The following is a 26736-nucleotide window of genomic DNA, read 5'->3' as shown; positions in this document are numbered from 1 at the left end:
ATTTGAACATTCTAACTTTCCAACTTTTCTATAAATAAATAGCAAAACACTTGACAACGCCTATCCTGCGATAGTATATTTGCACCTTGTTTAAAAGTAAGTGGCTCTGCCGCAAAACCTTTAAACGTTAATCTTCTAAATAGTAAAGAATGAAGTTATCTAATTTCAATTTCAATCTTCCGGTAGAATTACTAGCTGAATTCCCGGCAGAAAATCGTGACGAGTCTCGTTTAATGGTAGTTGACCGTAAAAAAGGAACTATCGAACACAAATTATTCAAAGATATTTTGGATTATTTTGACGAAGGGGATGTGATGGTGGTGAACAATACGAAAGTATTCCCAGCTCGTTTGTACGGTAATAAAGAGAAAACGGGTGCGCGTATTGAAGTTTTCTTATTGAGAGAATTAAATGCAGAACAACGTCTTTGGGATGTTTTGGTAGATCCTGCTCGTAAAATCCGTATCGGTAATAAATTGTACTTCGGTGATGATGATTCATTAGTGGCTGAAGTAATCGATAATACAACGTCTCGTGGTAGAACTCTTCGTTTCTTATACGATGGTTCTTACGAAGAATTCCGCCAAAAATTAGTTGACCTTGGTGAAACGCCAATCCCAAAATACATCAACCGTGAAGTAACTCCAGAAGATGCTGATCGTTACCAAACTATCTATGCTAAAGAAGAAGGTGCTGTTGCTGCGCCAACTGCCGGTTTACACTTCTCGAAACACTTAATGAAACGCCTTGAAATTAAAGGTGTCGATTTTGCTGAAGTAACGCTACACGTTGGTTTGGGTACTTTTAACCCAGTTGAAGTTGAGGATTTGTCGAAACATAAAATGGATTCTGAAGAGGTACGTATCTCTCAGGAAGCTTGTGATACGGTAAACAAAGCCAAATCGAATAAAAAACGTGTGTGTGCCATCGGTACTACAACCATGCGTGCTATGGAAAGTTCGGTGTCGTCAAACAAAACATTGAACCCGTACGAAGGATGGACCAATAAATTCATTTTCCCTCCGTATGATTTCAGCGTAGCCGATTGTATGGTAACTAATTTCCACACTCCAAAATCAACGTTGTTAATGATGATTTCTGCATTCTGTGGTCACGATTTGATGCGTAAAGCTTACGATGAAGCGATCAAAGAAAAATACCGTTTCTATTCTTACGGAGACGCAATGTTAATTCTTTAATAGAGTTCATCAACTAAATAGTTAAAATCCCAATCATCATGGTTGGGATTTTTTTTATTCCTAATGGTACCGATGATTGTTTAAATGGTACCGATGATTATGTAAGTGGTACTGGTCGTTGTTTAAGTGGTACCAAAGACTTTTTAACTGGTACTGATGATTGTTTAAGTGGTACAGATGATTGTTTAGTTGGTACTATGAACTATTTAAGTGGTACTGATGATTATGTAAGTGGTACTGGTCGTTATTTAAGTGGTACAGATGATTGTTTAGGTGGTACTTATGATTATGTAAGTGGTACTAGTCGTTGTTTAAGTGGCACCAAAGATTTTTTAACTGGTACTGATGATTATGTAAGTGGTACTAGTCGTTGTTTAAGTGGTACCAAAGACTTTTTAACTGGTACTGATGATTGTTTAGGTGGTACAGATGATTGTTTAGGTGGTACCAAAGACTTTTTAACTGGTACTAATCATTTTTTTATCGGTACTAAGGACTATGGACTTGGTACTACTCACTCATCACTCATCACTCATAATTCATCACTCATAATTCATAATTCATAACTTTTCAATACTTTTACAGCACTAATCACAACCAAAATGACATTTCAAAATACACTCGCTTTCGCGCAACAACTTGATGCACAAGACGAATTAAAAAACTATCGCAACGAATTCATTTTCCCGCAACACAACGGACAAAACGTAATCTACTTTACCGGTAACTCTCTAGGATTACAACCTAAAAGAACAAAACAATATGTCGATGAGGTAATGAACGATTGGGCAAACCTTGCCGTGGAAGGTCATTTCTATGCCGAAAAACCTTGGTGGGATTATCAAGAACGTTTCGCGGCACCTTTAAGTGGTATCGTTGGGGCAAAACCTTCCGAAATTACCGTAATGAATACCTTAACGATTAATCTTCACTTATTGATGGTGTCGTTTTACCGCCCAACTGCGACTCGTTACAAAATCATTTGCGAAGAAAAAGCGTTTCCTTCAGATCAGTACATGTTCCAAAGTCAGGTAAGACACCATGGCTTCGATCCTAAAGAGGCTATCGTCGAAATCAAACGTCGCGATGGAGAACATAATATCCGCCTGGAAGATATCTTGGCTAAAATCAATGAAGTGGGCGATGAACTGGCGTTAGTGCTTTTCGGAGGAGTGAATTACTACACCGGACAGGTTTTCGATATGAAAACCATCACCGAAGCCGGTCACAAACAAGGTGCATTCGTTGGTTTTGACTTGGCTCACGCTGCCGGAAATATCAAATTGGAATTGCACGACTGGAATGTTGATTTCGCCGCTTGGTGTAGTTATAAATACATGAATTCTGGACCGGGTAATGCTTCGGGTTGTTTCGTGCATGAAAAGCACCACCAAACGAACTTGCCTCGTTTTGCAGGTTGGTGGGGACATAACAAGGAACGCCGCTTTAAAATGGAACCTGATTTCGATCCGGTTCACGGCGCCGATGGTTGGCAGGTAAGTAATCTTCCTATTCTGTCTTTGGCTCCTTATTTGGCTTCCGCCGAAATGTTTGCCGAAGTGGGTATGGAGAAACTAATCGCAAAACGTGATAAAATAACAGCCTACTTAGAATTCATCCTGCACGAAATTGATAACGAAATCGAAGGAACCGAATTTGAGGTAATCACACCGAAAGAACCTAAGGAAAGAGCATGCCAATTGTCGGTTTTCCTTCACGGACAAGGCCGAAACCTGTTTGATTACCTAATGAAAAACGGCGTTATTACCGATTGGCGCGAACCGAATGTAATCCGTCTAGCTCCGGTGCCTTTGTACTGCTCTTTTGAAGATATGTACAACTTCGGACAAATCCTGAAACAAGGAATCTTGGCGTTAAAATAAATGATCAATATTGCTAAATACAGATTGGCATACCTGATAATGCTAATTCTTTCAGTGATTGCAACTCTGTTTGTTTCAATTTTTGCACTGGGAATGAAAGAGCATGAAAGTACTCCATGGGGCATTTTTGTTTTTTGGGGTTTCTCTGTATTTCAAATGGTAACGCTGTCACTTCCTTTATTTAAGCGGATCAGAGAAAATCGTAAATACAGATTTCTCTTTGGTGTCAATTTGCTGATTCTGCTGTTTTATGCGTATGAAGTCATTGAGTATGCCCTCACTTCCGATTTTGATACTATGAAAGGAATAATTTATGTATTATTTTTGTTTCTTATTAGTGACCTTTTTTTGGGCAATTTTAAATTGATAAAAAATAAATTTTAAAATACAATGAACAAACAACAAATTATAGAAAGCTTCGATCCGTCACAACCGGGTTTGGCAGATGCTACCGTTTTCGGATTGCCTTTTTCAGCTGAAGATTCTGAAATTATTGTAATCCCTGTGCCTTGGGAAGTAACTGTAAGTTATGGTGCCGGCGCATCAGAAGGCCCGGATGCCATTATGGATGCTTCTTTTCAAGTTGATTTGAATCATCAGGATTTCCCTGAATTATGGAAGTTGGGTATCTATATGGACGAAGCGCCTAAACATTGGAAATCCAATTCTGATAAATACAAATCATTGGCACAGCCTATCATTGAAGCTTTAGAAGGTGGAGAAGATATTGAAACGTTTCCTGCACTGCAATCGGATTTGGATAAAATCAACAAAGTATGCCGTGAACTGCACTCTGAGGTGAAAGAAAAAGTCCTGTATTGGATGAACAAAGGAAAAAAAGTAGTGTTGTTGGGTGGTGATCACTCTACGCCGCTTGGTTATTATGAGGCATTGGCTTCAAAACATGATAACTATGGTATCCTACATTTAGATGCGCACATGGATTTGCGTATTGCCTACGAAGGATTTACGTATTCGCATGCTTCAATCATGTACAATACACTTCAAATTCCTCAAGTGACTAAAATTGTTCAAGTAGGAATCCGTGATTTCTGCGAACAGGAAGTGGATGTGGTGCAAAAATCGAACGGAAGAGTTTTAGTTAACACAGATGCCGACTTAAAAGCGGAAGCATTCCAAGGAAAAACTTGGGAACAGCAATGTGAGGCAATCATAGCGTCATTACCGCAAAAAGTATGTATTTCTTTCGATATCGATGGAATGTATCCATGGTATTGTCCTAATACCGGTACGCCGGTTCCAGGTGGTTTTTCTTTCGAACAAGCAACTTATTTATTCAATAAATTAGCAGAAAGCGGAAAAGAAATCATTGGTTTCGATCTAGTTGAGGTTGCTCCAGGTGAAGATGGTAGTGATTGGGATGGAAATGTAGGTGCAAGAATGTTGTTCCACATGTGTGGAGTTTTGGCCAAAAACAATGGATTGAACACCGGAAATAAAATCAGTTTTCCAAGAGGATAGATGATAGGATTCAATATAAATGAAAGACGAGTTTTGCTCGTCTTTTTTTATGTAATTGAGATTCTGTAAACTTTAATTGAAATTGTGTAACACGCTGAATATTAATTCGTAGTTACTTTGTTGGTATAAATTAAAAACAAGATGTTATGAAAAATTTAGCTTTAACCATAGTGACAGTAGTGACAATGATTTCATGTAAGGATTCGGATAGGGAAGGAACAGTTGAAAATCTTGAAGTAGAAGCGAAACAAGCAACCATTGATTCAATGAAAATGGAAATGGAAAAGCAAAGGATTATTGATTCGATGAAAGCGGTAAGTGCGACAGTGGCACGTCCGGTTGAGAAAGAAGTTGTTGTTGTGAATCAGGCGCCTGCGAAGAAAAAATGGAGTGGTGCAGCTAAAGGAGCAGTGATTGGTGCTGGTGTAGGTGCGGTTACCGGAGCGATTGTTAGTGATAAGAAAGGAGAAGGTGCGATTATTGGCGGATTGGCTGGAGCTGGTGTAGGTGCTGGTACAGGTGCCATTATTGATGAAAGTAAGAAATAATAACTACCACAAACTTTAACCCAAGTTGGAAAAGTGTGTCTAAATAAATTAGGCACACTTTTTTTATAAACCGATGTTTATTTCGTTAAATTTGGATACAAAATTTTTCAAATGAAAAGAATTAAACAATTTTTCCTCTTGATGTTGGCTTTGATTGTACTAATCGCCATCGGAATTTATGGTTATTTACACTCCACTAAACCAAGTTATGAAGGAGAGTTGTCATTGAAAAACCTTACTGCCGAAACTCAGGTTTATTTTGATGATTATGGTATACCACATATTTATGCCCAAAATCAAAAAGATGCTTTAACAGCTTTGGGATATGTTCATGCTCAAGATCGTTTGTGGCAAATGGAATTGTTACGAAGAATCGCGCCAGGAAAATTGTCCGAAATATTTGGTTCTAGAGCTTTGGATAATGATAAGTTGTTTTTGGCTTTGGGAATCGATAAAAATTCTGATGAAGCTATAGCAAAATTGGATAAGAATAGTCCGGCCTATCAATTGGCTCATGCTTATTTGGATGGAATTAATCAATATATTGAAAAGGGTAAAACTCCGGTTGAGTTTACTCTACTCGGTATCGAGAAAAAACCATTCACTTTAAAAGATGTTTACAATACATTCGGGTATATGGCTTTTAGTTTTGCTATGGCGCAGCGTACAGATCCATTGTTGACCGATTTGAGAAATAAATGGGGTGATGAATATCTAAAAGAATTAGGTATTGATTATTCCTTCAATACGGTAAAGATTAAAGTTACTGAAGATAAAACACAACAGTATATAGAGGCTTCGAAAGCGGTAACGGCTTTAATGGAAAGTTCACCTGTGCCACCTTTTATTGGAAGCAATAGTTGGGTGGTAGGTCCGCAAAAGACCAAAAATGGCAGAGTAATTTTTGCCAATGACCCACACATTGAGTATTCGCAACCTGGTACCTGGTATGAAGCGCATATATCATGTCAGGATTATGAAATGTATGGGTATTATTTGGCAGGAACACCTTTCCCATTGTTAGGGCATAACCGTGATTATGCTTATGGATTAACGATGTTCGAAAATGACGATGCTGATTTTTTTCAAGAAGAAAATAATCCATCCAATGTAAATCAATACAAAACAGCCAAAGGTTATTCTGATTTTAAAGTTCGTAATGAAGTAATCAAGATTAAAGACAGTGCTGAGGTGAAATTGACAATCAATGAAACCGATCATGGGCCAGTTATGAACGGAATTTTGAAAGATTTCAAACCACAAAAACCAGTATCGTTTCATTGGATTTATACACAGCAACCGAATCATATTCTAGAAGCGGTTTATAGTTTAAGTCATGCTAAAGATATCGAAGACTTTCATAAAAACATTGAATTGATTGCCGCTCCGGGATTGAATATTATGTATGGAGATGCTAAGAATAATGTGGGTTGGTTTACCTCAGGAAAATTATACAAACTGGAGAAAGAAGTGAATCCTAATTTCATTTTAAGTGGTACTAACGGAAGAGATGATAAGAAAACCTTTTTGGAGTTCAGCAAAAACCCACATGCACAAAATCCAAGTTGGGGGTATGTGTATTCTGCGAATAATATGCCAGAAGCTATAGATGGATACAACTATCAAGGATATTATTTGCCTAAAGACAGAGCACGAAGAATTACTCATTTATTGGATAATAAGAACGAATGGGATAAAGAATCAATAGGCAGTATGATCAATGACAATACTTCTATGGAATCGCAAGAAGTAGCTAAAAATATGGTTTCAGCTATTAATGTTTCTGAATTGAATCAAAAAGAACAAGAAGCATTGTCAGTGCTGAAGTCATGGAAAGGAAACAATGATTTGTCGGAAGTATCGCCAGCTATATATAACAAGCTGCTTTATTTTTATTTGGTTAACACATTTAAGGATGAGATGGGGGACGATGCTTTCAAGCAATATATCAAGACTTATGTAATGAAACAGACGATTGCGTATCAATCTAAAAATGAAAAGTCGTTATGGTGGGACAACATCGCAACCAAAAATAAAAAAGAAACTCGTACTGAAATTTTGACCAAAGCTTTTAAGGAAGCTGTTAGAAGTCTTCAAAATCAACTAGGTGATGATGTGAAGGGATGGACTTGGAATCGTGTGCATAAAATAGAGTACAAGCATCCTTTGGGTAGTGTTTCTATACTTCGTCCTTTGTTCAATGTTGGTATTTTTGAAATTGCTGGAGGAAATGAAGTAATCAATAATACGATGTTTGAATTGTCGGATGAGCCCGTTCATATGGTGAAATCTGGTCCGTCCACACGACGTGTAATTGATTTCTCGGATATTGAGAATTCATGGAGTGTTTTGCCTTCTGGGCAGTCCGGTAACCCAATGAGTCCGCATTATAATGATCAGGCTGAACTGTATGTTCAAGGGAAATTCCGAAAAATGAAATTGAATAAAAAAGAAATTGAAGCTTCTTCAACGAAATTGGTTTTTGAGCCAAAATAATACTTAAAATCATGTGCGTATTCGTTGTGAAACCCTAAATTTGCAAAACCGCTTTAATAAAAACCAATGCAAAGTCCTCAGAAAATTGCTGTTGTAGGTTCCGGATTGGTTGGAACCTTATTGGCAATCTATTTAAAAAAGAAAGGTCACACTGTTCATGTGTACGATCGTAGTCCTGATATCAGAACGGTTGAGTTTTCCGGCCGCTCCATTAATTTGGTGATGTCAAATAGAGGCTGGAAAGCGTTGAAAGATATTGGATTGGAAGAGGAAATTCGTCAAATCGGAATTCCTGTAGATAAGAGAGCCATTCATTTGCAAGACGGTCAATTGAATTACCAGAACTATGGTAAAGAAGGTGAAGCCATATTTTCCTTATCGCGTGGTGTTCTCAATCGTAAAATGATTGATTTGGCTGAAGCAGCTGGAGTCGAATTTAAATTTGAACATAAAATTTGGGATGTGACTTTAGCGGATGCAACCTTGCATATTGGTGATTCGGAAAGAGGGGAGTGGACAGAGTTAAAGTACGATAAGGTTTTTGGTGCAGATGGTGCTTTCTCTCGAATCAGACATCGCATGCAGCGACAAAGTATGTTTGATTATTCGCAAGAGTTTATGAAAATTGGCTATAAGGAATTGCATATTCCGGCCAATCCTGACAAAACGCATAAAATCGATAAGAATTCTTTACATATATGGCCTAGAGGTAACTTTATGTTGATGGCTTTGGCAAATTTAGATGGAAGTTTTACTTGTACACTTTTTATGCCTTTTGAAGGAGAAAATTCGTTTAATGAATTGAATGATGAATCCAAATTAGTAAAGTTTTTTGCTGAATATTTTCCCGATACAGCCGATGTAATTCCGGATTTGGTGGAAGATTTTTTTAAGAATCCTACAAGCTACTTGGTGATGATGAAGTGTTATCCTTGGACATTTGAAGACAAAGTTGCATTAATAGGCGATTCCGCACATGCGATTGTTCCGTTTTATGGTCATGGAATGAATGCCGGTTTTGAAGATATAACCATTTTAATGGAAATGATTGCTCAATATGGGGATGATTGGAATACTATTTTTAATGAGTATGAAAAATCCAGAAAACCCAATGCTGATGCAATCGCAGAATTATCATTGCGAAACTTTATTGAAATGAGCACCAAAACTGCAGATTCTGCTTTTCTTCTTCAGAAAAAAATTGAAAAGAGATTTTCGGATAAACATCCTGAGCAGTGGATGCCATTGTATAGCCGAGTGACTTTTAGTACACAACCTTATGCCGAAGCCTTGGCTATTGGTGAGTTTCAGAATAGAATTATGGAGCAAATTATGGCAATACCCGAAATTGAAAAAATCTGGGACAGCCAGGAAGTAGAAGATAAAATTATTGAATTACTAAATGCATAAAAAAAACTCCAAATCTCAATTTAGAAATTTGGAGTTTTTTTTACTCTTCTCTGTTTACCGAATCCATTGAAAAAGCTGGCTTGCAAATGGCAATGTATTCACAAGGTTGATCAAACGGATTGGAATATTGAACTCGTGTGTTCTTGTCAATTTTGATCGATTGACCAGCTTCTAAAACTACCACATCTTCTTCAATAATAAATTGTTTCTTACCGGAAATGATATACGTGTATTCGTCAAATTCGGGTGTTTGAAAAGGTTCGCTCCAACCTGGAGGTGCTACCATATGTGCTATGGATATCTCGCTGTTATTGGTAGTCGCTAAACCATGATGTTCTTCAATTAGTTTGCCGTCAGTGGTAGGAACCACAAAAGGTGATTTTTGTATAAAATATTTTTTCATGATTGTTGATTTTTAATCCCAAACATATTTCCAATCTCCGTCGGTTTGTTTTTTCCAAACGGTATGAAAGATGCCTTTAAATTCTTTTTTAGTACCTGATGAGTCAGTCGCTACCCAGATGTATTTTCCATAAGTATACGCCATAGTTGCATCTTCTGACACATCCACCAAATCAGGTTTCCAAGTCACACTGGCTTTGGAATACTTTGGATTACTGTAATAATTTTTAATGGCTTCTTTTCCTTTAATCAAGGTGTCGTTTTCTCTTTTTATGACTGCGTCTTCTGCTGCAAATTCATAAAAAGCTGCTGCAATTCCCTTTGTTGACGCATAATCATTAAATGCTTTTTCGATATTTTTAATTTCTTCTTTAACCGCTTCAGTATTGCTTCGTTGATTGCAGCTAATTAGTAAAACAGTACTTAGAAGTAATGTTAATTTTTTCATAGACTCATTTTTTGAAAATAAAATACACTGCTAGCACTAAAAAACACATGCCAACCAGATGGTTCCATCTTAAACTTTCATTTTTAAAAAATAGCAAGGAGAAAATCACGAAAATGATCAAGGTGATCACTTCTTGAATGACTTTCAATTCTAATAATGAAAAGGGACCACCATTGCCCTGAAATCCTATCTTGTTGGCTGGAACTTGAAAGCAGTATTCAAATAAGGCCAATCCCCAGCTGATTAAAATGATGGTGAATAATCCTGCATTTTCAAACCATTTCAGTTCTTTGAATTTGAGATGTCCATACCAAGCGAGTGTCATGAAAATATTGGATAAAACCAAAAGGCCAATAGTTAAATATGCTTTCATTTTATTTTTTCAGGACTTTCATTAACACATTAAACGCACCACGAATAAAACTGGCACTGGTGACTACTTTTACAACCGATTTTCCAATGACTTCTCCCATGCCGGGTTCTTTACTGGCTCTTTTTTCCTCTTCTTTTTCGGCAACCTCTTCCGAAATTTCCTCTATTTTTTTATTGAGAATTTCATAGGCGCTTTCTCGGTCTATTTCTTCTTCGTATTTTGCAACAAGTTTGGAACTGGAATTGATTTTGTCAATTTCACTATCGGTTAAAATATCCATTCTGCTTTCAGGAGCGCGCATCATGCACGCAACCAAAGGAGTTGGGATTCCTTTTTCATTTAGTGCAGTGACCAATGCTTCCCCAATTCCGAGTGACGTGATAATCTCGTCTGTTTTGTAAAAATCGGAAAGCGGATAATTTTCGGATGTCTGTTTTATCGCTTGACGGTCATTAGCGGTGAAAGCACGTAAAGCATGTTGAATTTTCAGACCCAATTGTGCTAATACTTCTTTTGGTACATCGGTTGGGTTTTGAGTGATAAAATAAACACCAATTCCTTTGGAACGAATCAATTTGATAATAGTTTCGATTTGATCTAATAAAGCTTTGCTGGCTTCGTTGAAAATCAAGTGCGCTTCATCAATAAAAATGACGAGTTCGGGTTGTTCTACATCACCTTTTTCAGGTATTTGGTTGTAAATTTCTGCTAGAAGGTTTAGCATGAACGTTGAAAATAGTTTCGGTTTATCTTGAATGTCATTCAAACGGACAATATTAACGTAGCCGTATCCATTTTCATCAATACGCATCAAGTCGTCAATTTCGAATGATTTTTCTCCGAAGAAGATGTCGGCACCTTGTTGTTCCAATTCTATTATTTTTCTGAGAATAGTACCGGTAGTAGCGGTTGAAATTTTTCCGTAGAGTTCTGAAATTTCTTCTTTTCCTTCCTCTGTAATGTAATTCATTACCTTTTTAATGTCTTTCAAATCTAATAAAGGCATTTTCTTGTCATCACAATATTTGAATATGACAGCGATTACACCCGCTTGTGTTTCGTTTAAATCCAAGATTCTGGAAAACAACACAGGTCCAAATTCAGAGACTGTAGCGCGTAGTCTAACCCCTTCTTGTTCTGAAAGTGTCAATAATTCAACAGGGAATGCTTTTGGTGAAAATGGGATATTGATTTTAGAATGTCTTTCAGTAATAAAATCTTTAACGTCACCTTCTTTGGCAATACCGGAAAAATCACCTTTAATATCCATCATTAAAACGGGAATTCCGTTTTGAGATAATTGTTCTGAAAGCACTTGTATGGTTTTGGTTTTTCCGGTACCTGTAGCTCCGGCAATTAAACCGTGTCTGTTCATTGTTTTTAATGGGATAGTAACAGGAATTGCATGCGCTTCATTGTCAAGGATGGCGCCTCCTAGGTTGATTGATGCTCCTTTACAGGTATATCCTTGTGTTATTTCGTTTTTAAATTCGTTTATACGTTCCATAAATAATGTAAAATAGTAGATGCAATATAGTGTTTTTCTTGTATTTCAAGTGCTTAATGGCTTGATTTTTGTGGGTGTTTAGAAATAAAACAAATTTTATTTGTATTGTTTTTAAATAGGCCTTTCTTGAAAAATTTTCAGTGATGTGGTTTTTGAACAATAAAAAAATCTGTTATTTTCTCTTTTTTCGATTTAAAATTTAATTATTCTCAATAAAGCAGTATGTTTTATTTGAGAAATCATAATTTCAAGTGTTATAAAAGTTTAAAAAAGATTTTTTTATTACAAGTATTAGGTTAAATTTGCTCCCATTATACTATTTAAAGCAATAGAATTAATCAATTAAAAAAAATTTAAATTTTATTAAAAATGGCAAACAACGTTAAAGTTCAAAAGAAAAAAGAACAAGGTTCAAATGGAGGAGATATTTTCTCTGGTCTTGTAATCGTAGCATGTATTTTCGTAGGTTGGTTAATATGGAAATTCGTTATGGGAGACCCTTCTAACTTCGAAGGTGGTAATCCAGAAGGTCATCCACTACCAGGGAATTATTTAGGAATGGTTTACAAAGGAGGAAGTATCGTACCAGTATTGATGGGATTATTATTAATGGTAGTTGTTTTTTCTTTCGAGCGTTTCTTCGTTATCAACAAAGCTGCTGGTAAAGGTGGTTTAGATACATTCATGAAAAAAGTGCAAGCTTCTGTTAATGGTGGTGATATTGATGCTGCTATCGAAGCTTGTGATAAACAACAAGGTTCTGTAGCTAATGCTATCAAAGCAGGTTTAGTAAAATACAACCAAGTGAAAGCAGAAGGTTTCTCTTCAGAAGAAGCTACTGAAACTATTCACAAAGAAATCGAAGAGGCTACTTCATTAGAAATGCCAATGTTAGAGAAAAACTTAACAATCTTATCTACTTTAGTATCTTTAGGTACGTTAGCAGGATTATTAGGAACTGTAACAGGTATGATCAAGGCGTTTGGTGCGTTAGCAACTTCAGGTACTCCTGACCAGGCTGCCTTAGCAAACGGTATCTCAGAAGCACTTATCAATACAGCTACAGGTATCTCGACTTCGTCTTTGGCGATTGTTGTTTATAACTTCTTTACTTCTAAAATTGATACATTAACGTATTCAATTGATGAAGCAGCAAACACGATTGTAAATACTTACAGACGTTTCAAAGGAAGCTTAAAATAATAACTAACAAGTTTTTGTCGTTATTTATTTGACGGCATTATAAAAAAAATAATATGGCAGTAAAAACGCAAAAAAAAGCAGGAGCAATCGACATGACTGCTATGTGTGACGTAGCATTCCTTTTGTTGACGTTCTTTATCTTGACTGCTACTGCAAAACAACCTGAGCCTTTGGCTGTAGATACGCCAAATTCAACTGTGCAAACAAAACTACCTGAAACAGGATTAGCTACGTTAACAGTAGGTAAAGGAAAAGTATTCTTTGGATTAGTTGACAGAGATATCAGAGTAAGAACTCTTGAACTTATGGGACAAGAGTACAATATAAAATTTTCTGAGGAAGAGAAAAAACGTTTTTCTTTAATCGATGGTTTCGGTGTTCCAGTGGGTAGTTTGAAACAAATTATCGCAATGAGTGGATCAGACAGAAACAAAGAAGGTTTTCAACCTGGTATTCCAATGGACTCTATTGACAAGAAAAAGGATGAGTTGTCAAGATGGATTTATAACGCCCGTTCGGCTAGTGCAGAGTTAAAAAACTCTGACATGAAGTTCGCAATCAAGGGTGATGCTAAATTAGAATATCCTCAAATCAAACGAGTGATGGATATTTTACAAGACCAAGATGTAAACAGTTTCAATTTGGTAACTGGTTTACGTGGGAAAGATTTCTAACAGTATAAAAATTAAGAAATGGCAGAATTAAATACCGACGCCGGTGGTGGCAAAAAAGGCGACAAGAAGGTAAGAAGTAAAAAGTCGAATGCCAAGGTGGACTTGACAGCGATGGTTGACTTAGCTTTCCTTTTGATTACGTTCTTTATGTTAACCACCTCGTTATCAAAGCCACAATCAATGGATTTAGGTTTGCCTGATAAAGAAGAAAAGCCTGAGGATGAAAAACCTATCGATGTTGCAGACGATAGAACTATGACTATTTTATTGGGAGAAAACAATAAAGTAAAATGGTACTACGGAAGAGTTGATAGTCCAATTGAAGGTCCAAGTGAATCTACTTATGGTAGAGCAGGAATCCGTCAGGAAATTTTGAAAAAGGTGCAGTCTGTTCCAGCAAAATATAACGATAAAACCAAAGGGTTAATTGTTATCATCAAGATGGACAAGAAAACCAATTATAAAAACATGGTGGATATCTTGGATGAGATGGCAATTGCAAAAGTGCCTACTTATGCACTAGTAGATATTTCACCAGAAGAGAAAGCTTTGCTTTCTAAATAATAATCCTAACAACTATTTAAAATGAAATTAGATTTATTTAAAACGCAGTGGTTGGATTTGGTGTTTGAAGGACGTAATAAGAAGTATGGTGCATACCAATTACGTAAAGATAATCCTAAAACGGCATTACGTTCGTTATTGTTAGGTGGATTTGTGTTTGCAATTGCTGTAAGCGCACCAAAATTAGTAGATTTATTACCTAGTAGCGATTCTGCTGATAACACTATAGATGAAAAAGTGGTGTTGATTGACTTGAATAAACCAAAAGAAAATCTTCCACCACCGCCACCACCTAAAAAAGTGGAGCCACCTAAACCGAAAATCGACGAGGTGAAATTCGTGAAACCTAAAGTAGTTGAAGCTGCTAAGGTTACCGAAGAGATCAAAACAATGGATGAATTGAAAGATAAAACGATTGCAGAAAAAGACCAAAAAGGGAATAAAGATGCACAAGTAACTATCGATCAACCAACTGGAGATTCTGATAAGCCCGCAGAAGTAGTGGATAATAACGTATATAGCTCGGCTGGTTTGGAAGTACAACCTGAATACCCAGGAGGTTGGGGTAAATTCGGTGCTTATGTAGCTTCTAAGTATAGAACTGAAGATATTGCTGAAAAAGCAGGTCAGGACTTGAAAGGTAGAGTTATCGTTGAATTCGTTGTTGAAAAAGACGGTAGTTTAACAGATATTAAAGTGATCCGTGATTTAGGTTACGGAACAGGAGATGAAGCAATCAGAGTTTTAAAAACAATGCCGAAATTGAAACCGGGTGAACAAAACGGTAAAAAAGTTCGTGCTAGATTTAGCTTACCAATCTCAGTTACTATTACTGCTGAATAGATGAATAATTATTCAAATAATTTAGAGAAGAAATCGCTTAAAGAGCGATTTCTTCTCGTTATAGGTATACTGTTCTTTCTGATATACCTTGCCATGGGCTTGGCTGTTTTATTTTGGGACAAACTCCCGTTACAAATGCCTCAAAATTACCGTATGGTTTTAGGTGTGGCTATTATAGGATACGCTTTTCTGCGTTTCATTCGCTTTTTTCAAAAATCATAATATGAAGAAAATATATGTACTGGTTGTTGTAGCTGTTCTATTTATCGGCGCTTTTAGCTGTAATCTAAAGGAGAATGCTAAAAATGATAAGGATACGATTTTAACCGGTAAAGTGTCTATACTTGTAGATGAAACTATCTTACCAGTAATTGAAGAGCAAGTGATGGTTTTCGAAAACCAATATGATGCTAAAGTGACTCTAATCGGTAAATCGGAAACCGAAATCGTAAAACTTTTATCAGAAGGGAAAAATGATTTGGCAATTTTGACTAGAGAGCTAAGTTCTAATGAAGGTAATTTTTTCAAACAAAAGAAAATAACTCCTAAGGTTACAACGTTTGCTACAGATGGAATTGCTTTTATTTCAGATAAAGGGAATTCGAGTACCAAAATTGACTTGAAGGACGTAATTGAATTTATGAAGGGAGATAGTAATAAATTTAAGGGTTTGGTTTTTGATAATGCCAACTCAAGTACGGTGAAGCATTTTATGGATATGGCCAAAGTAACTACTTTGCCAACTAAAAATATTTATTCTTTCAATACAAATAATGAGGTAATTAAATTTGTCTCTGAGAACCCAGGTACTATAGGGATTGTTGGTGTGAATTGGTTGATGCAACCATTGCCTGACTTTCAAAGTACTGTTGATAAAGTGAGTGTTTTGGAAGTAAAAGCAATTAATGGTACATTTGCTTTGCCTACTCAAGATCATATGGCTTCGGGACTTTATCCTGTAACAAGAAAAATTAAAATGTTAAATTATCAAGGTTATTCCGGTTTAGGCATGGGATTTGCTTCATTTGTTGCAGGAGAGATTGGACAACGCATAATTCTTAAATCAGGTTTAGTTCCTGAAAGAATGCCAAGCAGAAATCTAATCATCCGAAAAGAAATTGTAAAAGAAAACTAATAAAAAAGTTATAAAAATGAATAAATCTAAATTTTTCAGCGTTGCATTTTTAGCACTAGGATATGCTGCTTTTGCTCAAGATGTTGAGTCAGCAAAAAAAGCCATTGATGCTGAACAATATGAAAAAGCAAAATCTATTTTAAAAAACATTGTAAGTACATCTCCTGAAAACGGACGTGCCGCTTTCTTCTTAGGTAATATTTATCTAAAACAAAATGTGCAGGATTCTGCAAAAATTGTTTTTCAAAAAGGGATAACTGCTAAAGAAGGCGGTGTATTCAACTATATTGGTTTAGGTCAGATTGATTTGGATAATGGTAATGCACAAGCAGCGCAATTCAATTTTGATCAGGCTACAGCCGGAATGAAAAAGAAAGATATTGAACAGTTGGTTTATATTGGACAAGCGTATACCAATTCAGCAAATCCAAACTATAAAAAAGCGATCGAGGTTTTGAATAAAGCAAAAGCTGTTAATCTAAATGATCCAGCAACTTTATTAGCTTTAGGAGATGCTTATGCTGCTGATAAAAATCAAAACGACGCCTATGCAAACTATAGAAATGCATTCGACGCGAATAACAGTTTCCTTAGAGCAAAAATGCAACAAGGAGTTTTATTGAAAAACTCTAAAAACTTTAGCGCTGCAGTTGAAAACTTCGCAGAGGTAGTGAAAATCAATGCGTCTTATGGTCCTGTTTATAGAGAATTAGCTGAAACGTATTTTGGATGGTCAACTTTCGATAGAGCGAATAGTGTAGATTTCAAGAAAAAAGCTTTGGAAAATTATGAAAAGTACATGAGTCTTACAGATTACTCTTTGTCTTCCAAATTACGTCAAATGGATTTCTTGTTTGTAACTAAGGAATTTGATGCATTGGAAAAAGCGACTGCTGATCTGAAAAGTAAAGGTGTGAATGATCCAAAAGTTGTATTGTTCTCAGGTTATACCGCGTATGAAAAAGGTAAATATGCTGAAGCTGTTGCAGATTTGGAAAAATATGTAAACAACCCAGCAGCTAAACAATTTGCACGTCCTTATATGTATTTAGGTTTTGCACAACAAAAATTAGCGATTAAAGATGGTGCAACTCCAAGTGATAAGCCTGTTGTTGATCAAGCGCTTTTTGCATCGAGTGTGGAAAATTTCAAAAAAGCGGCTGCAATTGATAAACTTCAAATTGGAGAATTAAGTGATAATGGTAAAGCATTATTTGAAAAGAAATTATATGCAGAAGCAGCTGCTGTTTGTGAAGTTGCTTTGTTGAATCCTGAATCAAAAAACAGATTGTATGATAATTTCTTCTTAGGTTATTCTTTGTATTTCAATAACGTTGAAAAGAATGCAAAAGATATGAATGTTACTGAATTACAAAAAGCTGATGTTGCTTTTGGAAATGTGATTGCTGCTTCTCCAACTACTCAAGATGCTCATTTATACAGAGCTAGAGTAAACGGATTGTTGACAGATGCTACAGCGAAAGCTCAAATGGCTGCTTCATATGAAGAGTACACAAAAGTGGTAATCACTAAAGGCCCTGAAACTGTTGAGAAATTCAAAGGTAAAATGGTTGAATCTTACAATGAATTGGCTAGATATTTCGGTAAAACGGATAAAGTAAAAGCTTTGGATTTTGTAACAAAAGCCTTAGCGTTAGATCCTGCTGATGCAGATGCGTTAACACTTCAAAAAGCATTGAAATAATATTAAATTATAATGCAATATGAACCGCTCCAATATGGAGCGGTTTTTTTATCTTATGATGGCATCAATTTATGCAATACTTTGTCGGCATAAAACTAAAATCAATTGTTTATCTTTGCAGACTATTTTAATATTATGCTTACAAAAGAAACACAAATAGCAGTAGAGAAAGGTGAAATGCTTCCATTGATGGAAGAGTTCTACACCATTCAGGGAGAAGGATACCACACAGGAACAGCCGCTTATTTTATCCGTATCGGCGGATGTGATGTAGGTTGTCATTGGTGTGATGTTAAGGAGAGTTGGAATGCAGAACTTCATCCACCAACAAGCATTGACAAAATAGTGGATAATGCCAAAAAATACGCTGAAACAGTTGTGGTGACAGGAGGGGAGCCATTAACATGGGATATGACCCAATTGACCACTCGTTTGAAAAGCCAAAATTTAAGAGTTCATATTGAAACTTCTGGCGCTTATCCAATTTCGGGAGATTGGGATTGGTTTTGTTTGTCACCTAAGAAAAACAAATTGCCTGTTCAAGAGGCTTACGATATTGCAAATGAGCTAAAGGTTATAGTGTATAATAAACATGATTTTATTTTTGCAGAAGAACAAGCGGCAAAAGTTAATCCGAATGCTATTTTATTTTTACAACCGGAATGGAGTAAAAAAGAGGAGATAACCCCTTTGATTGTGGATTATGTGATGAATAACCCGAAATGGCGAGTTTCACTTCAAACCCATAAATATTTAAATATACCATAATGAAAAAGTTTGTGTTCTTAATCCTATGTCTATTTCTTTCATCTGCTTTCTTTGCTCAGGAAAATAATACAAAAGACGATGATAACATTTACAGTTCTGTTGGAATAGATGTCATGCCTGAATATCCTGGAGGTATTCCGGAATTCGGTAAATATATAAGTACAAATTACAAATACCCAAATGTAAAAGGCTTGAATGGTAAGGTTGTTGTCGAATTTGTAGTTGAAAGAGATGGTAGTCTTGGAGATATTAAGGTGTTACGTGATGTTGGATATGGTACAGGTGAGGAAGCGATTAGGGTTTTAAAAGCATCTCCACGTTGGAAACCGGGAGAACAAAATGGACGTATAGTCAGATCAAGATTTTTGTTGCCTATTAACATTAATGTGAACTAAAGCAAAAGGTTGAATTCAAGAATTCAACCTTTTTTTTTAATTCTAAATAGTTGTTGAGAGTAGAAGTAGCTAGAGCCTTTATTTAGTATGGTTTCAAAGAGATGTAAAATTCACTATCGTACCAATGATTTGTTAAAGTTTTCTTTTGATTGCAATGATGTGTAAATTATAAATGTTAATATTTTGCTAATAAAAAATTAATTATATACATTTACGCGAAGTTTTCAAAAGCTATTTGTCCCAAAACAAAAAACTTAGATACTGTATTGGTTTATTTTACTAATTAAAAATACCACAGTAAATATGAAAAAACTACTTCTAATCGCAGTATTGTTTGTGACTCAGTTCGGGTTTTCACAAGCGCCAATCAGTGCCATCAGTAAAAATGCACCAATTCCTTACGAATCTGTTGAAAATAGACCACTTTATCCTGGAGGGATTAATGAATTCATTAAATTTATCGGAAAAAATTTTAAAGCACCTGAAGTTGAAGGACTGAGTGGAGTGCTTAAAGTGAGTTTTGTAATCGATACGAACGGAGCTGTAACCGATATTAAAGTCTTGAATGATCTTGGAAGCGGAACTGGAGAAGAAGCCAAAAGAGTGGTTTCATTATCACCTAAATGGACTCCAGGAGATCAAGATGGAAAACCAGTAAGTGTAGTTTATACACTTCCTATTACTTTACGAAATTAAATAACACATAAAATACTGACAATCAAACCTTTGCTTAATATGGCAAAGGTTTTTTTTGTACGTATTGTTGTATTTTTTAAGCTTTTTTTAACACTTTATCGATTTTATTGCATCCTTTGACGACAATTTTGTATTATTGTTTAAGCTATTTGATTAGTCCCCAATTAGTAACACATAAAATAGATTATTATGAAAAAGATTATTGCAGTATTCTTGAGTATGTTATGTGTTAATTTAAGTTTTTCTAAAGCTCTAATTAACGGTATCGAAGTTCCTATTCAGTATGACGCAGTGGAAGTGAAACCATTGTTTCCAGGTGGCATGTCTGAGTTTATGCAGTTTGTGATGAAAAATTTCCAAATTCAAGAAGATGAAGAAGGTAATATACCAACAGGAACGGTACAGGTTAGTATTATTATTAGTGCTGATGGTTCTGTATCTCAAGTTAATATATTGCGTGATGTAGGTAATGCAGGTAAAGAAATAAAACGTATTCTGTCGAAATGTCCAAAATGGACTCCCGGTCGTATGAAAGGGCAAAATGTATCGGTAGAATATAATTTTCCTATCATTATAAAATAATTTACATCCCAACTTCGGTTGGGATTTTTTATTTTTACTGGAAATAACAATATAATGAAATCACTTTTCCAGTTAGATAACTCCATTACTTTTCTGAACCATGGCTCTTTTGGTTCTTGTCCAAAACCAATTTTCGACGAATACCAAAGGTTTCAATCCGAACTCGAATTTGATCCGGTCGTCTTTATCCAAAAAAAACAACCTCAATATTTAAAAACAGCTCGTGAACATTTGGCTCCATTTGTGGGCTGTGATGCACAAGATTTGTACTTTACACCCAATCCAACCTTTGCAGTAAATACCATAATGCGTAGTCTAAACCTACAACCTGGTGATGAGATTTTAAGTACAAATCACGAGTATGGCGCCATGGATCGTACATGGAATTTCTATTTCAAGAAAGTCGGAGCAAAGTATGTCCGTCAGTCTATTTCGCTACCTGTTGTTTCTAAAGAGAAACTACTGGAAGAATTCTGGAGTGGCTATACTTCTAAAACAAAGGTTATTTTCTTAAATCATATTTCCAGTGCTACCGCTTTGATCTTTCCTGTTAAAGAAATTTGTGATAAGGCTCAAGAGCTAGGGTTGATTACCATTATTGACGGTGCCCACGTTCCGGGACATATCGACTTAAATATAACAGATCTTAATCCTGATTATTACACAGGAACGTTGCACAAATGGATGTTGGCACCCAAAGGAAGTTCTTTTCTATATGTGAAAAAGGAATTTCAAAACGACTTAGAACCTTTAGTGGTTTCTTGGGGTTACGAAAGTGTAGCTCCGGGTGAAAGTCAGTTTCTGGATTATCACGAATATCAAGGTACTAATGAAATTTCGGCGTATTTGTGTACGCCTAAGGTTGTTGATTTTTTAGAATCCTATAATTGGAAACAGATTTCACAAACTTGTAAGCAAATTGTATTGGAGAATTATCAAAAATTTTGCGATTTAGTAGGTACGAATCCTATTTGTCCAGTTACCTCAGAATTCTTGGGGCAAATGGCAAGTATTCCCATCAAAACAACAAAACCTTTAGAATTAAAGGAAGTTTTATATACCAAATACAAAATTCAAATACCGGTAATGCCTTTGAATGATGCAATTTATATCCGTTATTCTATCAATGCTTATAATTCTCAAGAGGATTTAGATCGTTTGTATAATGCGTTGAAAGAAATTATCGAAACAACCGATTTAATTATAGTGTGATTTTTGCCAAATAATCAAAATGCTCACCTTCCATAATCAATTTGCAGTTCAGACCATTGGCATGAGCTGCATTTTGTAAGGTGTTGTAGTCTAAATATAACCAAGGAAAACTATCTTCGGTTTCTTCTTTATAGGATATTGTAAAGACCAATTCGCCATAATAACCATCAGCTGGAATCAGGTATGCGCCATCCTCGTCTTCATCAAACATATAAATGATGTCAGATGAATCAATCAAAATCTGACCTTGTGGATTGAGTAGCGATTTTAATTTCTGAAGGTATTTGGTTGTTTCTTCCAAAGTCCCAAAGATACCTGTGCCATTCATTAATAAGATAATCGTATCGAATGTGTCGTTTTCAACCTCGAGAATATTTTGGACTCGGACGTTTTTCACACCTCTCAATCGGCAGGCTTCAACCGCATTAGGCGAAATATCAATGGCTTGAACGTCTAATTGTCTTTTGTCCTGAAGATATAAGGCATGACTTCCTGCTCCACATCCCACATCCAATACCTTTCCTTTAGCGAGTTGTAACGCTTTTTGTTCCAGTTTTGGCATTTCTAAAAAATCTCGAAACAAATACGCAACATCCATTACATCTGCCTCAGAAATGTTCGTTTCGGTAATCAAATCCTCAGGTGAATTATTGGTTTGGTAATCTAAAATAGCTTTCCCGAAAAGATCTTTCATAATGATGATGTGTTAATTTGATTGTTTCTTGACTTGATTTGAGTAATTTTGCATTCTGAAACCGAATTACATGCTGAAGCCTTCATTACAAGAATTACAAAAGTTAGCCAAAGATAAGCATAACGAAAATAAAAAGTATTTTGACAAGCTGAAAAAGAAAGCTCCGAAGAATATCGATTATGTTATGCAGGAGTTGCATGATGCCGAATTCAAACGTACCGACTGTTTGCAATGTGCCAATTGTTGTAAAACTACTGGGCCTTTATTTACTTCTGCCGATATCGAACGCATTGCGAAACACTTCCGTCAAAAACCACAACAGTTCATTGATCAGTATTTGCGTGTTGATGAAGACAATGATTATGTGTTGCAAAGCGTTCCATGTACATTCCTAGATGCCGAAAATTACTGTATGATATACGATGTCCGCCCTAAAGCATGCCGAGAATTCCCGCATACCGACCGTAAAAAGTTTCAGCAAATATCTAATCTGACTTTAAAAAACGTGGCTATCTGTCCCGCAGCCTATAATATAGTGGAAGAAATGAAAAAGAAAATGCCTTTGTAAAAGGCATTTTTAGTTATTGGTACAATAAATACTGCTTTCGTTTCGCTTTAAAATCTTCCAAACCTTTTGTCCATGAATTTCTAATCTCAGTTTCAGAAACGCCACTTTCAATTTGCTGTTGCAGTTTTTTAGTGCCAGCTAGTTTGGTGAAGAAGTCATTGAAAAATGGATTTTTCGTCTTACTGTTTTCTTGATAGGCTTTAATCAACCATTGTAATTCCAAACGATTCACTTTCTTAATTTGGCTTAAGTCTTCTCCAAAACATTCTTTTCCGTTCCACACCGGATCTTTCGCACCAAAATTTGGCTTCGGTGTAAACGAAAATCCATGGTTTTCTAAATAAGGCGAACCGTAAATTTGGAATTGCTTCTCCGTTCCGCGCCCTACACTTACATTGGTGCCTTCAAAAAAACACAAACTGGCATACAAATTAATCGATTGGTCATTCGGTAAATTCGGAGAGGGTTTTACTAATAAGCTATACGTCATGTTTCGGTTGTAATTCAAACATGGTATTACTTCCAATTTACACTGTACATTATTTTTCAACCATCTTTCTCCATTGATCATCTTAGCATATTCACCAATAGTCATTCCATGCAATACCGGAATTTCATGCATTCCCACAAAACTAGTATGCTCTTTTTCTAATATCGGACCGTCAACTATTCCGCCATTCGGATTAGGTCTGTCTAAAACAAGTAACGGAATGTTGTTCTCCGCACAGGCTTCCATCACATAATGCAATGAGGAAATATAGGTGTAAAAACGCGCACCGACATCCTGTAAATCGAAAATCAAGATATCAATCCCGACTAATTGCTCAGGTTTCGGTTTCTTGTTGTTGCCATAAAGGGAAACTATCGGTAATCCGGTTTTGGTGTCTTTGCCGTCTTTGATCAATTCTCCAGCATCAGCCGTTCCTCTGAAGCCATGTTCGGGTGCATAAATTTTCTGTAAATCGACTTGCTGTGCCAACAAAAAATCAACCAAATGGGTTTTATTGCTCAAAATTCCGGTCTGATTGGTTACAATGCCCACTTTCTTACCTTTCAATACAGGTAAATAGGCTTTGTAATTGTCGGCTCCGGTTTGTATAGTTGCAATCGAAACATTTTCTGTGATAACAACTGAGGCAGAATCTATCGCTTCTTTTTTAGTTTCTGTTGTCTTCTTGCAATTTCCGCATGACACTATTGTTAGAAACAAGAATAAAAATGTATTTTTGAGGACCAATTTATAAACCATTGTCTTTTGAATTTAGAGTATTTTATTGCTAACCGATTAACGAAAGCTAAAGGCCATAAAAGTAGCATATCTTCACCAATTATAAAAATTGCCATTGCTGCTATTGCAATCGGACTAACGATGATGATGGTTTCTGTAGCAACCGGTATTGGTTTACAGCAAAAAATACGCCAAAAGGTTTCTGCTTTTAACGGACATATTATTATCTCTAACTTAGAAGACAATCAATCCCAAGCCAGTGTTCAGCCGGTTTCTACTAATCAGGATTTTTATCCTAAGTTTACGGCTGTTGATGGAATCAAACATATTCAGGCGGTAGCCAGTAAAGCAGGTATTATTCGAACCGAAAAATCATTCGAGGGTATTGTTTTTAAAGGAGTGGGGAAAGATTACGATTGGGAAAACTTGCAAGAATATATTAAGGTAGGGAAAATACCTAACCTGAAATCGGAACTGAATAATGAAATTGTTATTTCTGAATACCTAGCCAATCGCTTGGAATTGAAAGTGGGTGATAAATGCAATACGTTCTTCATGAAGGAAGGTGAAAACAAACTGCCCAACCTTCGTGTTTTTAAAATAGTAGGGATTTACAACTCTGGATTCCAGGAATTCGATGCGACTTTTCTAATCGGTGATATCCGACATATTCAACGTATCAACAAATGGCAGGCAGATCAAGTGGGTTCTTTCGAAGTCTTTCTTAATGATTTCAACCAAATTGAAGAAAAAGGAACCGAAGTGTACAATAACACACAAAACAAAATCGATCCGACCAAAACGCTCAACACGCAAACTATCGCCGAAAAGTATTTCTATATTTTCGAATGGCTCAAATTGTTCGATACGAATATTATAGTTATCCTAATTATTATGATTATTGTCGCAACCATCAATATGGTGGTCGCATTATTGGTGCTTATTCTGGAACGAACACAAATGATCGGAATCCTAAAAGCGATGGGCGCGAACAACTGGTCGGTCCGAAAAATCTTCTTATACAATGCGTTTCATCTAATATCAAAAGGACTTTTGTGGGGTAATGTCATCGGAATTGGTCTGCTTCTCATTCAAAAATACTACGGGATCATCAAGTTGAATCCTGAAAATTATTACGTAAACGTAGCGCCAGTCGATATTAATCCTCTTTATATAATAGGACTCAACCTTGGAACAATCTTTGTCTGCTTATTTGTGTTGTTGATTCCATCGTATATTATCACCCAAATATCTCCAGTTAAAGCAATCAAGTTTACCTAGTTACTACAGGTATAATCCAATTCATGGCGTGTCCCTTCGTCCCTTCGGGTCGCGTGTTCCGTTGTATCTTTTATTGTTGTCTTCGTGAGCCTCAGTCAACCATAAAAGGATGCCACTTCACCCGCTCACGCAAGTATTGGGTTCAAAGAAAGTACACCTATATATATAGGAGTAAATATATAGGTGTGTAGAATTCGAAACAACTAAGTAGTTAACCCTGTCAGCGGTTTCCAATCCTGACAGCGGTTGCTTCCAAAAGTAGAACTTAGTAAAGCCGGTGATTTCAATAGCCTGCCACAAGAATTACAATGATGATAATCCCTAAATAGGGTATAAGGTTTGTATCGAATTGTTCAAAGTAGTATCAAAGTAGTATTAAAGTAGTATTAAAGTAGTATTAAAGTAATATCAAAGTAGTATCAAAGTAATATAAAGGTAGTGTTGGGCTACTAGTAAAGGATATAAAATCATGCCATCGCTCCTGCTAAAAGCTTACTTTGTGTATTGTATGGTGCAATGGGGATAGGGTAGTTTAGCGGATGTGCTACAAAGCTGTAAAAAACTTTGGTAGCTAACTTGCTGAGGTTCAGATGAAGTAAAAAAAAGATACAAAAAAGGTTATGAAAAGGTTAGGAAATGTAAAAAGAAGTGGTACTTTTGCACCCGCATTGAACAACAAGTGACATGCGAAACCGCAAAGTTCTTTATAATAATGTTCTTAAAAAGTCTAAGTGATTGAGTTTGAATCGAGAGAGAAAAACTTAAAAAAAATCGCAAAAAGATTTGGAAAGAAGAAAATAAAGATGTTATCTTTGCACCCCGCAACGGAGAGGTTCTTAAGTAATATTGACACTAAAAACGGAAAGAAAATTTTCTCAAAAAAAAGTTTCAAAAAGTTTTGGTAATGTGAAAAGAGTTTATACCTTTGCACCCGCAAACAACGAAAGATGTTTAGCGAAAAAATAAGAAGACACGTTCATAGACATATTGAATTGACAGCCGCTTTAAACAGAGATGTTTGAAGCAAATAAAATGAGAGTAAGAGGAATCGTAAGATTCGAATAACCTAGCACTTTGTCTACAAAATTAAGTGCAAGCTTTAAAAATTATACGATGAAGAGTTTGATCCTGGCTCAGGATGAACGCTAGCGGCAGGCTTAACACATGCAAGTCGAGGGGTAGAAGGAGCTTGCTCCTTTGAGACCGGCGCACGGGTGCGTAACGCGTATGCAATCTACCTTGTACAGGGGGATAGCCCAGAGAAATTTGGATTAATACCCCATAGTGTAACGAAAAGGCATCTTTTTGTTACTAAAGTTCCAACGGTACAAGATGAGCATGCGTCCCATTAGCTAGTTGGTGTGGTAATGGCACACCAAGGCAACGATGGGTAGGGGTCCTGAGAGGGAGATCCCCCACACTGGTACTGAGACACGGACC

27 protein-coding genes and 1 rRNA gene are annotated in these 26736 nt (G+C 36.2%); 22 read left to right on the top strand and 6 right to left on the bottom strand.

Annotated features, from left to right (window positions below):
- Nucleotides 1-149 precede the first annotated feature (149 nt).
- From queA to ACFO7M_RS01760, 7 genes are all read left to right on the top strand, one after another.
- Nucleotides 150-1199 carry a tRNA preQ1(34) S-adenosylmethionine ribosyltransferase-isomerase QueA gene (gene queA / locus ACFO7M_RS01790; RefSeq protein WP_379718884.1) on the top strand — a complete coding sequence of 350 codons (1050 nt, stop codon included), beginning with the start codon at nucleotides 150-152 and terminating at the stop codon, nucleotides 1197-1199.
- Between the two features lie 38 nt (nucleotides 1200-1237).
- Nucleotides 1238-1765 (top strand): hypothetical protein, encoded by a 528-nt coding sequence (locus tag ACFO7M_RS01785; RefSeq protein ID WP_379733699.1) that lies wholly within the window; start codon nucleotides 1238-1240, stop codon nucleotides 1763-1765.
- 36 nt (nucleotides 1766-1801) lie between these two features.
- Nucleotides 1802-3082: a kynureninase gene (gene kynU, locus ACFO7M_RS01780; protein ID WP_379733697.1), complete on the top strand. Its 1281-nt coding sequence runs from the start codon at nucleotides 1802-1804 to the stop codon at nucleotides 3080-3082.
- A gap of 390 nt (nucleotides 3083-3472) precedes the next feature.
- A complete protein-coding gene (locus ACFO7M_RS01775; protein WP_379733695.1) occupies nucleotides 3473-4564 on the top strand; it encodes an agmatinase family protein in 1092 nt (363 codons plus the stop codon).
- Between the two features lie 146 nt (nucleotides 4565-4710).
- Nucleotides 4711-5112, top strand: a complete 402-nt coding sequence (locus ACFO7M_RS01770; protein WP_379733693.1) for a glycine zipper family protein — start codon at nucleotides 4711-4713, stop codon at nucleotides 5110-5112.
- Between the two features lie 111 nt (nucleotides 5113-5223).
- Entirely contained in the window at nucleotides 5224-7608 is a 2385-nt protein-coding gene (locus ACFO7M_RS01765) for a penicillin acylase family protein (RefSeq protein ID WP_379733691.1), read from the top strand.
- A gap of 66 nt (nucleotides 7609-7674) precedes the next feature.
- Nucleotides 7675-9018 (top strand): FAD-dependent oxidoreductase, encoded by a 1344-nt coding sequence (locus tag ACFO7M_RS01760; protein ID WP_379718899.1) that lies wholly within the window; start codon nucleotides 7675-7677, stop codon nucleotides 9016-9018.
- A 40-nt stretch (nucleotides 9019-9058) separates the two neighbouring features.
- Here the strand turns inward: ACFO7M_RS01760 and ACFO7M_RS01755 are convergent, their stop codons facing one another.
- The 4 genes from ACFO7M_RS01755 to ACFO7M_RS01740 are packed head-to-tail and all read right to left on the bottom strand — an operon-like array spanning nucleotide 9059 to nucleotide 11748.
- A complete protein-coding gene (locus ACFO7M_RS01755; protein WP_379718902.1) occupies nucleotides 9059-9421 on the bottom strand; it encodes a cupin domain-containing protein in 363 nt (120 codons plus the stop codon).
- Between the two features lie 12 nt (nucleotides 9422-9433).
- Nucleotides 9434-9868 (bottom strand): YybH family protein, encoded by a 435-nt coding sequence (locus ACFO7M_RS01750; protein ID WP_379733690.1) that lies wholly within the window; start codon nucleotides 9866-9868, stop codon nucleotides 9434-9436.
- Nucleotides 9869-9872: 4 nt separating this feature from the next.
- Nucleotides 9873-10241 carry a DMT family protein gene (locus tag ACFO7M_RS01745; protein WP_379718908.1) on the bottom strand — a complete coding sequence of 123 codons (369 nt, stop codon included), beginning with the start codon at nucleotides 10239-10241 and terminating at the stop codon, nucleotides 9873-9875.
- A 1-nt stretch (nucleotide 10242) separates the two neighbouring features.
- Nucleotides 10243-11748: a helicase HerA-like domain-containing protein gene (locus ACFO7M_RS01740; RefSeq protein WP_379733688.1), complete on the bottom strand. Its 1506-nt coding sequence runs from the start codon at nucleotides 11746-11748 to the stop codon at nucleotides 10243-10245.
- Nucleotides 11749-12117: 369 nt separating this feature from the next.
- Here ACFO7M_RS01740 and ACFO7M_RS01735 point away from each other — a divergent pair, with 369 nt between their 5' ends.
- From ACFO7M_RS01735 to ACFO7M_RS01680, 12 genes are all read left to right on the top strand, one after another.
- On the top strand, nucleotides 12118-12951 hold the full coding sequence (locus ACFO7M_RS01735) for a MotA/TolQ/ExbB proton channel family protein (protein ID WP_379718914.1): 834 nt from the start codon (nucleotides 12118-12120) through the stop codon (nucleotides 12949-12951).
- Nucleotides 12952-13004: 53 nt separating this feature from the next.
- A complete protein-coding gene (locus ACFO7M_RS01730) occupies nucleotides 13005-13625 on the top strand; it encodes an ExbD/TolR family protein (protein ID WP_379718917.1) in 621 nt (206 codons plus the stop codon).
- 18 nt (nucleotides 13626-13643) lie between these two features.
- Nucleotides 13644-14189: an ExbD/TolR family protein gene (locus ACFO7M_RS01725; RefSeq protein ID WP_379733687.1), complete on the top strand. Its 546-nt coding sequence runs from the start codon at nucleotides 13644-13646 to the stop codon at nucleotides 14187-14189.
- 21 nt (nucleotides 14190-14210) lie between these two features.
- Nucleotides 14211-15032, top strand: coding sequence for an energy transducer TonB (locus ACFO7M_RS01720; protein ID WP_379718922.1), 822 nt, complete (start codon nucleotides 14211-14213; stop codon nucleotides 15030-15032).
- Nucleotides 15033-15254, top strand: coding sequence for a hypothetical protein (locus tag ACFO7M_RS01715; protein WP_379718925.1), 222 nt, complete (start codon nucleotides 15033-15035; stop codon nucleotides 15252-15254).
- Nucleotide 15255: 1 nt separating this feature from the next.
- Nucleotides 15256-16167 carry a PstS family phosphate ABC transporter substrate-binding protein gene (locus ACFO7M_RS01710; RefSeq protein WP_379733686.1) on the top strand — a complete coding sequence of 304 codons (912 nt, stop codon included), beginning with the start codon at nucleotides 15256-15258 and terminating at the stop codon, nucleotides 16165-16167.
- A gap of 16 nt (nucleotides 16168-16183) precedes the next feature.
- The gene (locus ACFO7M_RS01705) at nucleotides 16184-17872 is read left to right on the top strand and encodes a tetratricopeptide repeat protein (RefSeq protein WP_379733684.1); all 1689 of its coding nucleotides are present in this window, start codon (nucleotides 16184-16186) and stop codon (nucleotides 17870-17872) included.
- A 135-nt stretch (nucleotides 17873-18007) separates the two neighbouring features.
- Complete coding sequence (locus tag ACFO7M_RS01700) at nucleotides 18008-18640, top strand: 7-carboxy-7-deazaguanine synthase QueE (RefSeq protein WP_379718933.1); 633 nt, start codon at nucleotides 18008-18010, stop codon at nucleotides 18638-18640.
- Nucleotides 18640-19035, top strand: a complete 396-nt coding sequence (locus ACFO7M_RS01695; protein ID WP_379718936.1) for an energy transducer TonB — start codon at nucleotides 18640-18642, stop codon at nucleotides 19033-19035. Before ACFO7M_RS01700 ends, ACFO7M_RS01695 begins: the two co-directional genes overlap by 1 nt.
- Nucleotides 19036-19338: 303 nt before the next feature.
- Nucleotides 19339-19731, top strand: coding sequence for an energy transducer TonB (locus ACFO7M_RS01690; RefSeq protein WP_379718939.1), 393 nt, complete (start codon nucleotides 19339-19341; stop codon nucleotides 19729-19731).
- Between the two features lie 189 nt (nucleotides 19732-19920).
- Complete coding sequence (locus ACFO7M_RS01685) at nucleotides 19921-20313, top strand: energy transducer TonB (RefSeq protein WP_379718942.1); 393 nt, start codon at nucleotides 19921-19923, stop codon at nucleotides 20311-20313.
- A gap of 54 nt (nucleotides 20314-20367) precedes the next feature.
- A complete protein-coding gene (locus ACFO7M_RS01680) occupies nucleotides 20368-21525 on the top strand; it encodes an aminotransferase class V-fold PLP-dependent enzyme (RefSeq protein WP_379733682.1) in 1158 nt (385 codons plus the stop codon).
- On the opposite strand, the gene ACFO7M_RS01675 is transcribed toward ACFO7M_RS01680, so the two are convergent.
- A complete protein-coding gene (locus ACFO7M_RS01675) occupies nucleotides 21515-22219 on the bottom strand; it encodes a class I SAM-dependent methyltransferase (protein WP_379733680.1) in 705 nt (234 codons plus the stop codon). The two genes, ACFO7M_RS01680 and ACFO7M_RS01675, sit on opposite strands and share 11 nt — an antisense overlap.
- Nucleotides 22220-22289: 70 nt before the next feature.
- Between ACFO7M_RS01675 and ACFO7M_RS01670 the strand changes: the two genes are divergently transcribed.
- The gene (locus tag ACFO7M_RS01670; protein ID WP_379733678.1) at nucleotides 22290-22787 is read left to right on the top strand and encodes a YkgJ family cysteine cluster protein; all 498 of its coding nucleotides are present in this window, start codon (nucleotides 22290-22292) and stop codon (nucleotides 22785-22787) included.
- A gap of 13 nt (nucleotides 22788-22800) precedes the next feature.
- Here the strand turns inward: ACFO7M_RS01670 and ACFO7M_RS01665 are convergent, their stop codons facing one another.
- Nucleotides 22801-24036: an exo-beta-N-acetylmuramidase NamZ domain-containing protein gene (locus tag ACFO7M_RS01665; RefSeq protein WP_379733676.1), complete on the bottom strand. Its 1236-nt coding sequence runs from the start codon at nucleotides 24034-24036 to the stop codon at nucleotides 22801-22803.
- A 6-nt stretch (nucleotides 24037-24042) separates the two neighbouring features.
- Between ACFO7M_RS01665 and ACFO7M_RS01660 the strand changes: the two genes are divergently transcribed.
- Nucleotides 24043-25296, top strand: coding sequence for an ABC transporter permease (locus ACFO7M_RS01660; RefSeq protein WP_379733674.1), 1254 nt, complete (start codon nucleotides 24043-24045; stop codon nucleotides 25294-25296).
- 1110 nt (nucleotides 25297-26406) lie between these two features.
- Nucleotides 26407-26736, top strand: a 16S ribosomal RNA gene (locus tag ACFO7M_RS01655); the annotation flags it as partial.

Origin of the sequence: Flavobacterium sp. GCM10023249 (assembly GCF_042653365.1) — a bacterium.
Taxonomy (GTDB): Bacteria; Bacteroidota; Bacteroidia; order Flavobacteriales; family Flavobacteriaceae; genus Flavobacterium.
Note: the sequence above shows the minus strand (reverse complement) of the source record. Positions and strands in the feature narration are given on the sequence as shown.

Bases quoted from the DNA above. Each gene is read 5' to 3' on its own strand.
- ACFO7M_RS01745 (WP_379718908.1), bottom strand. From the start codon at position 10,241: ATGAAAGCATATTTAACTATTGGCCTTTTGGTTTTATCCAATATTTTC.
- ACFO7M_RS01735 (WP_379718914.1), top strand. From the start codon at position 12,118: ATGGCAAACAACGTTAAAGTTCAAAAGAAAAAAGAACAAGGTTCAAAT.
- kynU (WP_379733697.1), top strand. From the start codon at position 1,802: ATGACATTTCAAAATACACTCGCTTTCGCGCAACAACTTGATGCACAA.
- ACFO7M_RS01680 (WP_379733682.1), top strand. From the start codon at position 20,368: ATGAAATCACTTTTCCAGTTAGATAACTCCATTACTTTTCTGAACCAT.
- ACFO7M_RS01760 (WP_379718899.1), top strand. From the start codon at position 7,675: ATGCAAAGTCCTCAGAAAATTGCTGTTGTAGGTTCCGGATTGGTTGGA.
- ACFO7M_RS01685 (WP_379718942.1), top strand. From the start codon at position 19,921: ATGAAAAAGATTATTGCAGTATTCTTGAGTATGTTATGTGTTAATTTA.
- ACFO7M_RS01755 (WP_379718902.1), bottom strand. From the start codon at position 9,421: ATGAAAAAATATTTTATACAAAAATCACCTTTTGTGGTTCCTACCACT.
- ACFO7M_RS01690 (WP_379718939.1), top strand. From the start codon at position 19,339: ATGAAAAAACTACTTCTAATCGCAGTATTGTTTGTGACTCAGTTCGGG.
- ACFO7M_RS01785 (WP_379733699.1), top strand. From the start codon at position 1,238: ATGGTTGGGATTTTTTTTATTCCTAATGGTACCGATGATTGTTTAAAT.
- ACFO7M_RS01715 (WP_379718925.1), top strand. From the start codon at position 15,033: ATGAATAATTATTCAAATAATTTAGAGAAGAAATCGCTTAAAGAGCGA.
- ACFO7M_RS01670 (WP_379733678.1), top strand. From the start codon at position 22,290: ATGCTGAAGCCTTCATTACAAGAATTACAAAAGTTAGCCAAAGATAAG.
- ACFO7M_RS01695 (WP_379718936.1), top strand. From the start codon at position 18,640: ATGAAAAAGTTTGTGTTCTTAATCCTATGTCTATTTCTTTCATCTGCT.
- ACFO7M_RS01665 (WP_379733676.1), bottom strand. From the start codon at position 24,036: ATGGTTTATAAATTGGTCCTCAAAAATACATTTTTATTCTTGTTTCTA.
- ACFO7M_RS01775 (WP_379733695.1), top strand. From the start codon at position 3,473: ATGAACAAACAACAAATTATAGAAAGCTTCGATCCGTCACAACCGGGT.
- ACFO7M_RS01765 (WP_379733691.1), top strand. From the start codon at position 5,224: ATGAAAAGAATTAAACAATTTTTCCTCTTGATGTTGGCTTTGATTGTA.
- ACFO7M_RS01675 (WP_379733680.1), bottom strand. From the start codon at position 22,219: ATGAAAGATCTTTTCGGGAAAGCTATTTTAGATTACCAAACCAATAAT.
- ACFO7M_RS01710 (WP_379733686.1), top strand. From the start codon at position 15,256: ATGAAGAAAATATATGTACTGGTTGTTGTAGCTGTTCTATTTATCGGC.
- ACFO7M_RS01750 (WP_379733690.1), bottom strand. From the start codon at position 9,868: ATGAAAAAATTAACATTACTTCTAAGTACTGTTTTACTAATTAGCTGC.
- ACFO7M_RS01740 (WP_379733688.1), bottom strand. From the start codon at position 11,748: ATGGAACGTATAAACGAATTTAAAAACGAAATAACACAAGGATATACC.
- ACFO7M_RS01705 (WP_379733684.1), top strand. From the start codon at position 16,184: ATGAATAAATCTAAATTTTTCAGCGTTGCATTTTTAGCACTAGGATAT.
- queA (WP_379718884.1), top strand. From the start codon at position 150: ATGAAGTTATCTAATTTCAATTTCAATCTTCCGGTAGAATTACTAGCT.
- ACFO7M_RS01770 (WP_379733693.1), top strand. From the start codon at position 4,711: ATGAAAAATTTAGCTTTAACCATAGTGACAGTAGTGACAATGATTTCA.
- ACFO7M_RS01725 (WP_379733687.1), top strand. From the start codon at position 13,644: ATGGCAGAATTAAATACCGACGCCGGTGGTGGCAAAAAAGGCGACAAG.
- ACFO7M_RS01720 (WP_379718922.1), top strand. From the start codon at position 14,211: ATGAAATTAGATTTATTTAAAACGCAGTGGTTGGATTTGGTGTTTGAA.
- ACFO7M_RS01730 (WP_379718917.1), top strand. From the start codon at position 13,005: ATGGCAGTAAAAACGCAAAAAAAAGCAGGAGCAATCGACATGACTGCT.
- ACFO7M_RS01700 (WP_379718933.1), top strand. From the start codon at position 18,008: ATGCTTACAAAAGAAACACAAATAGCAGTAGAGAAAGGTGAAATGCTT.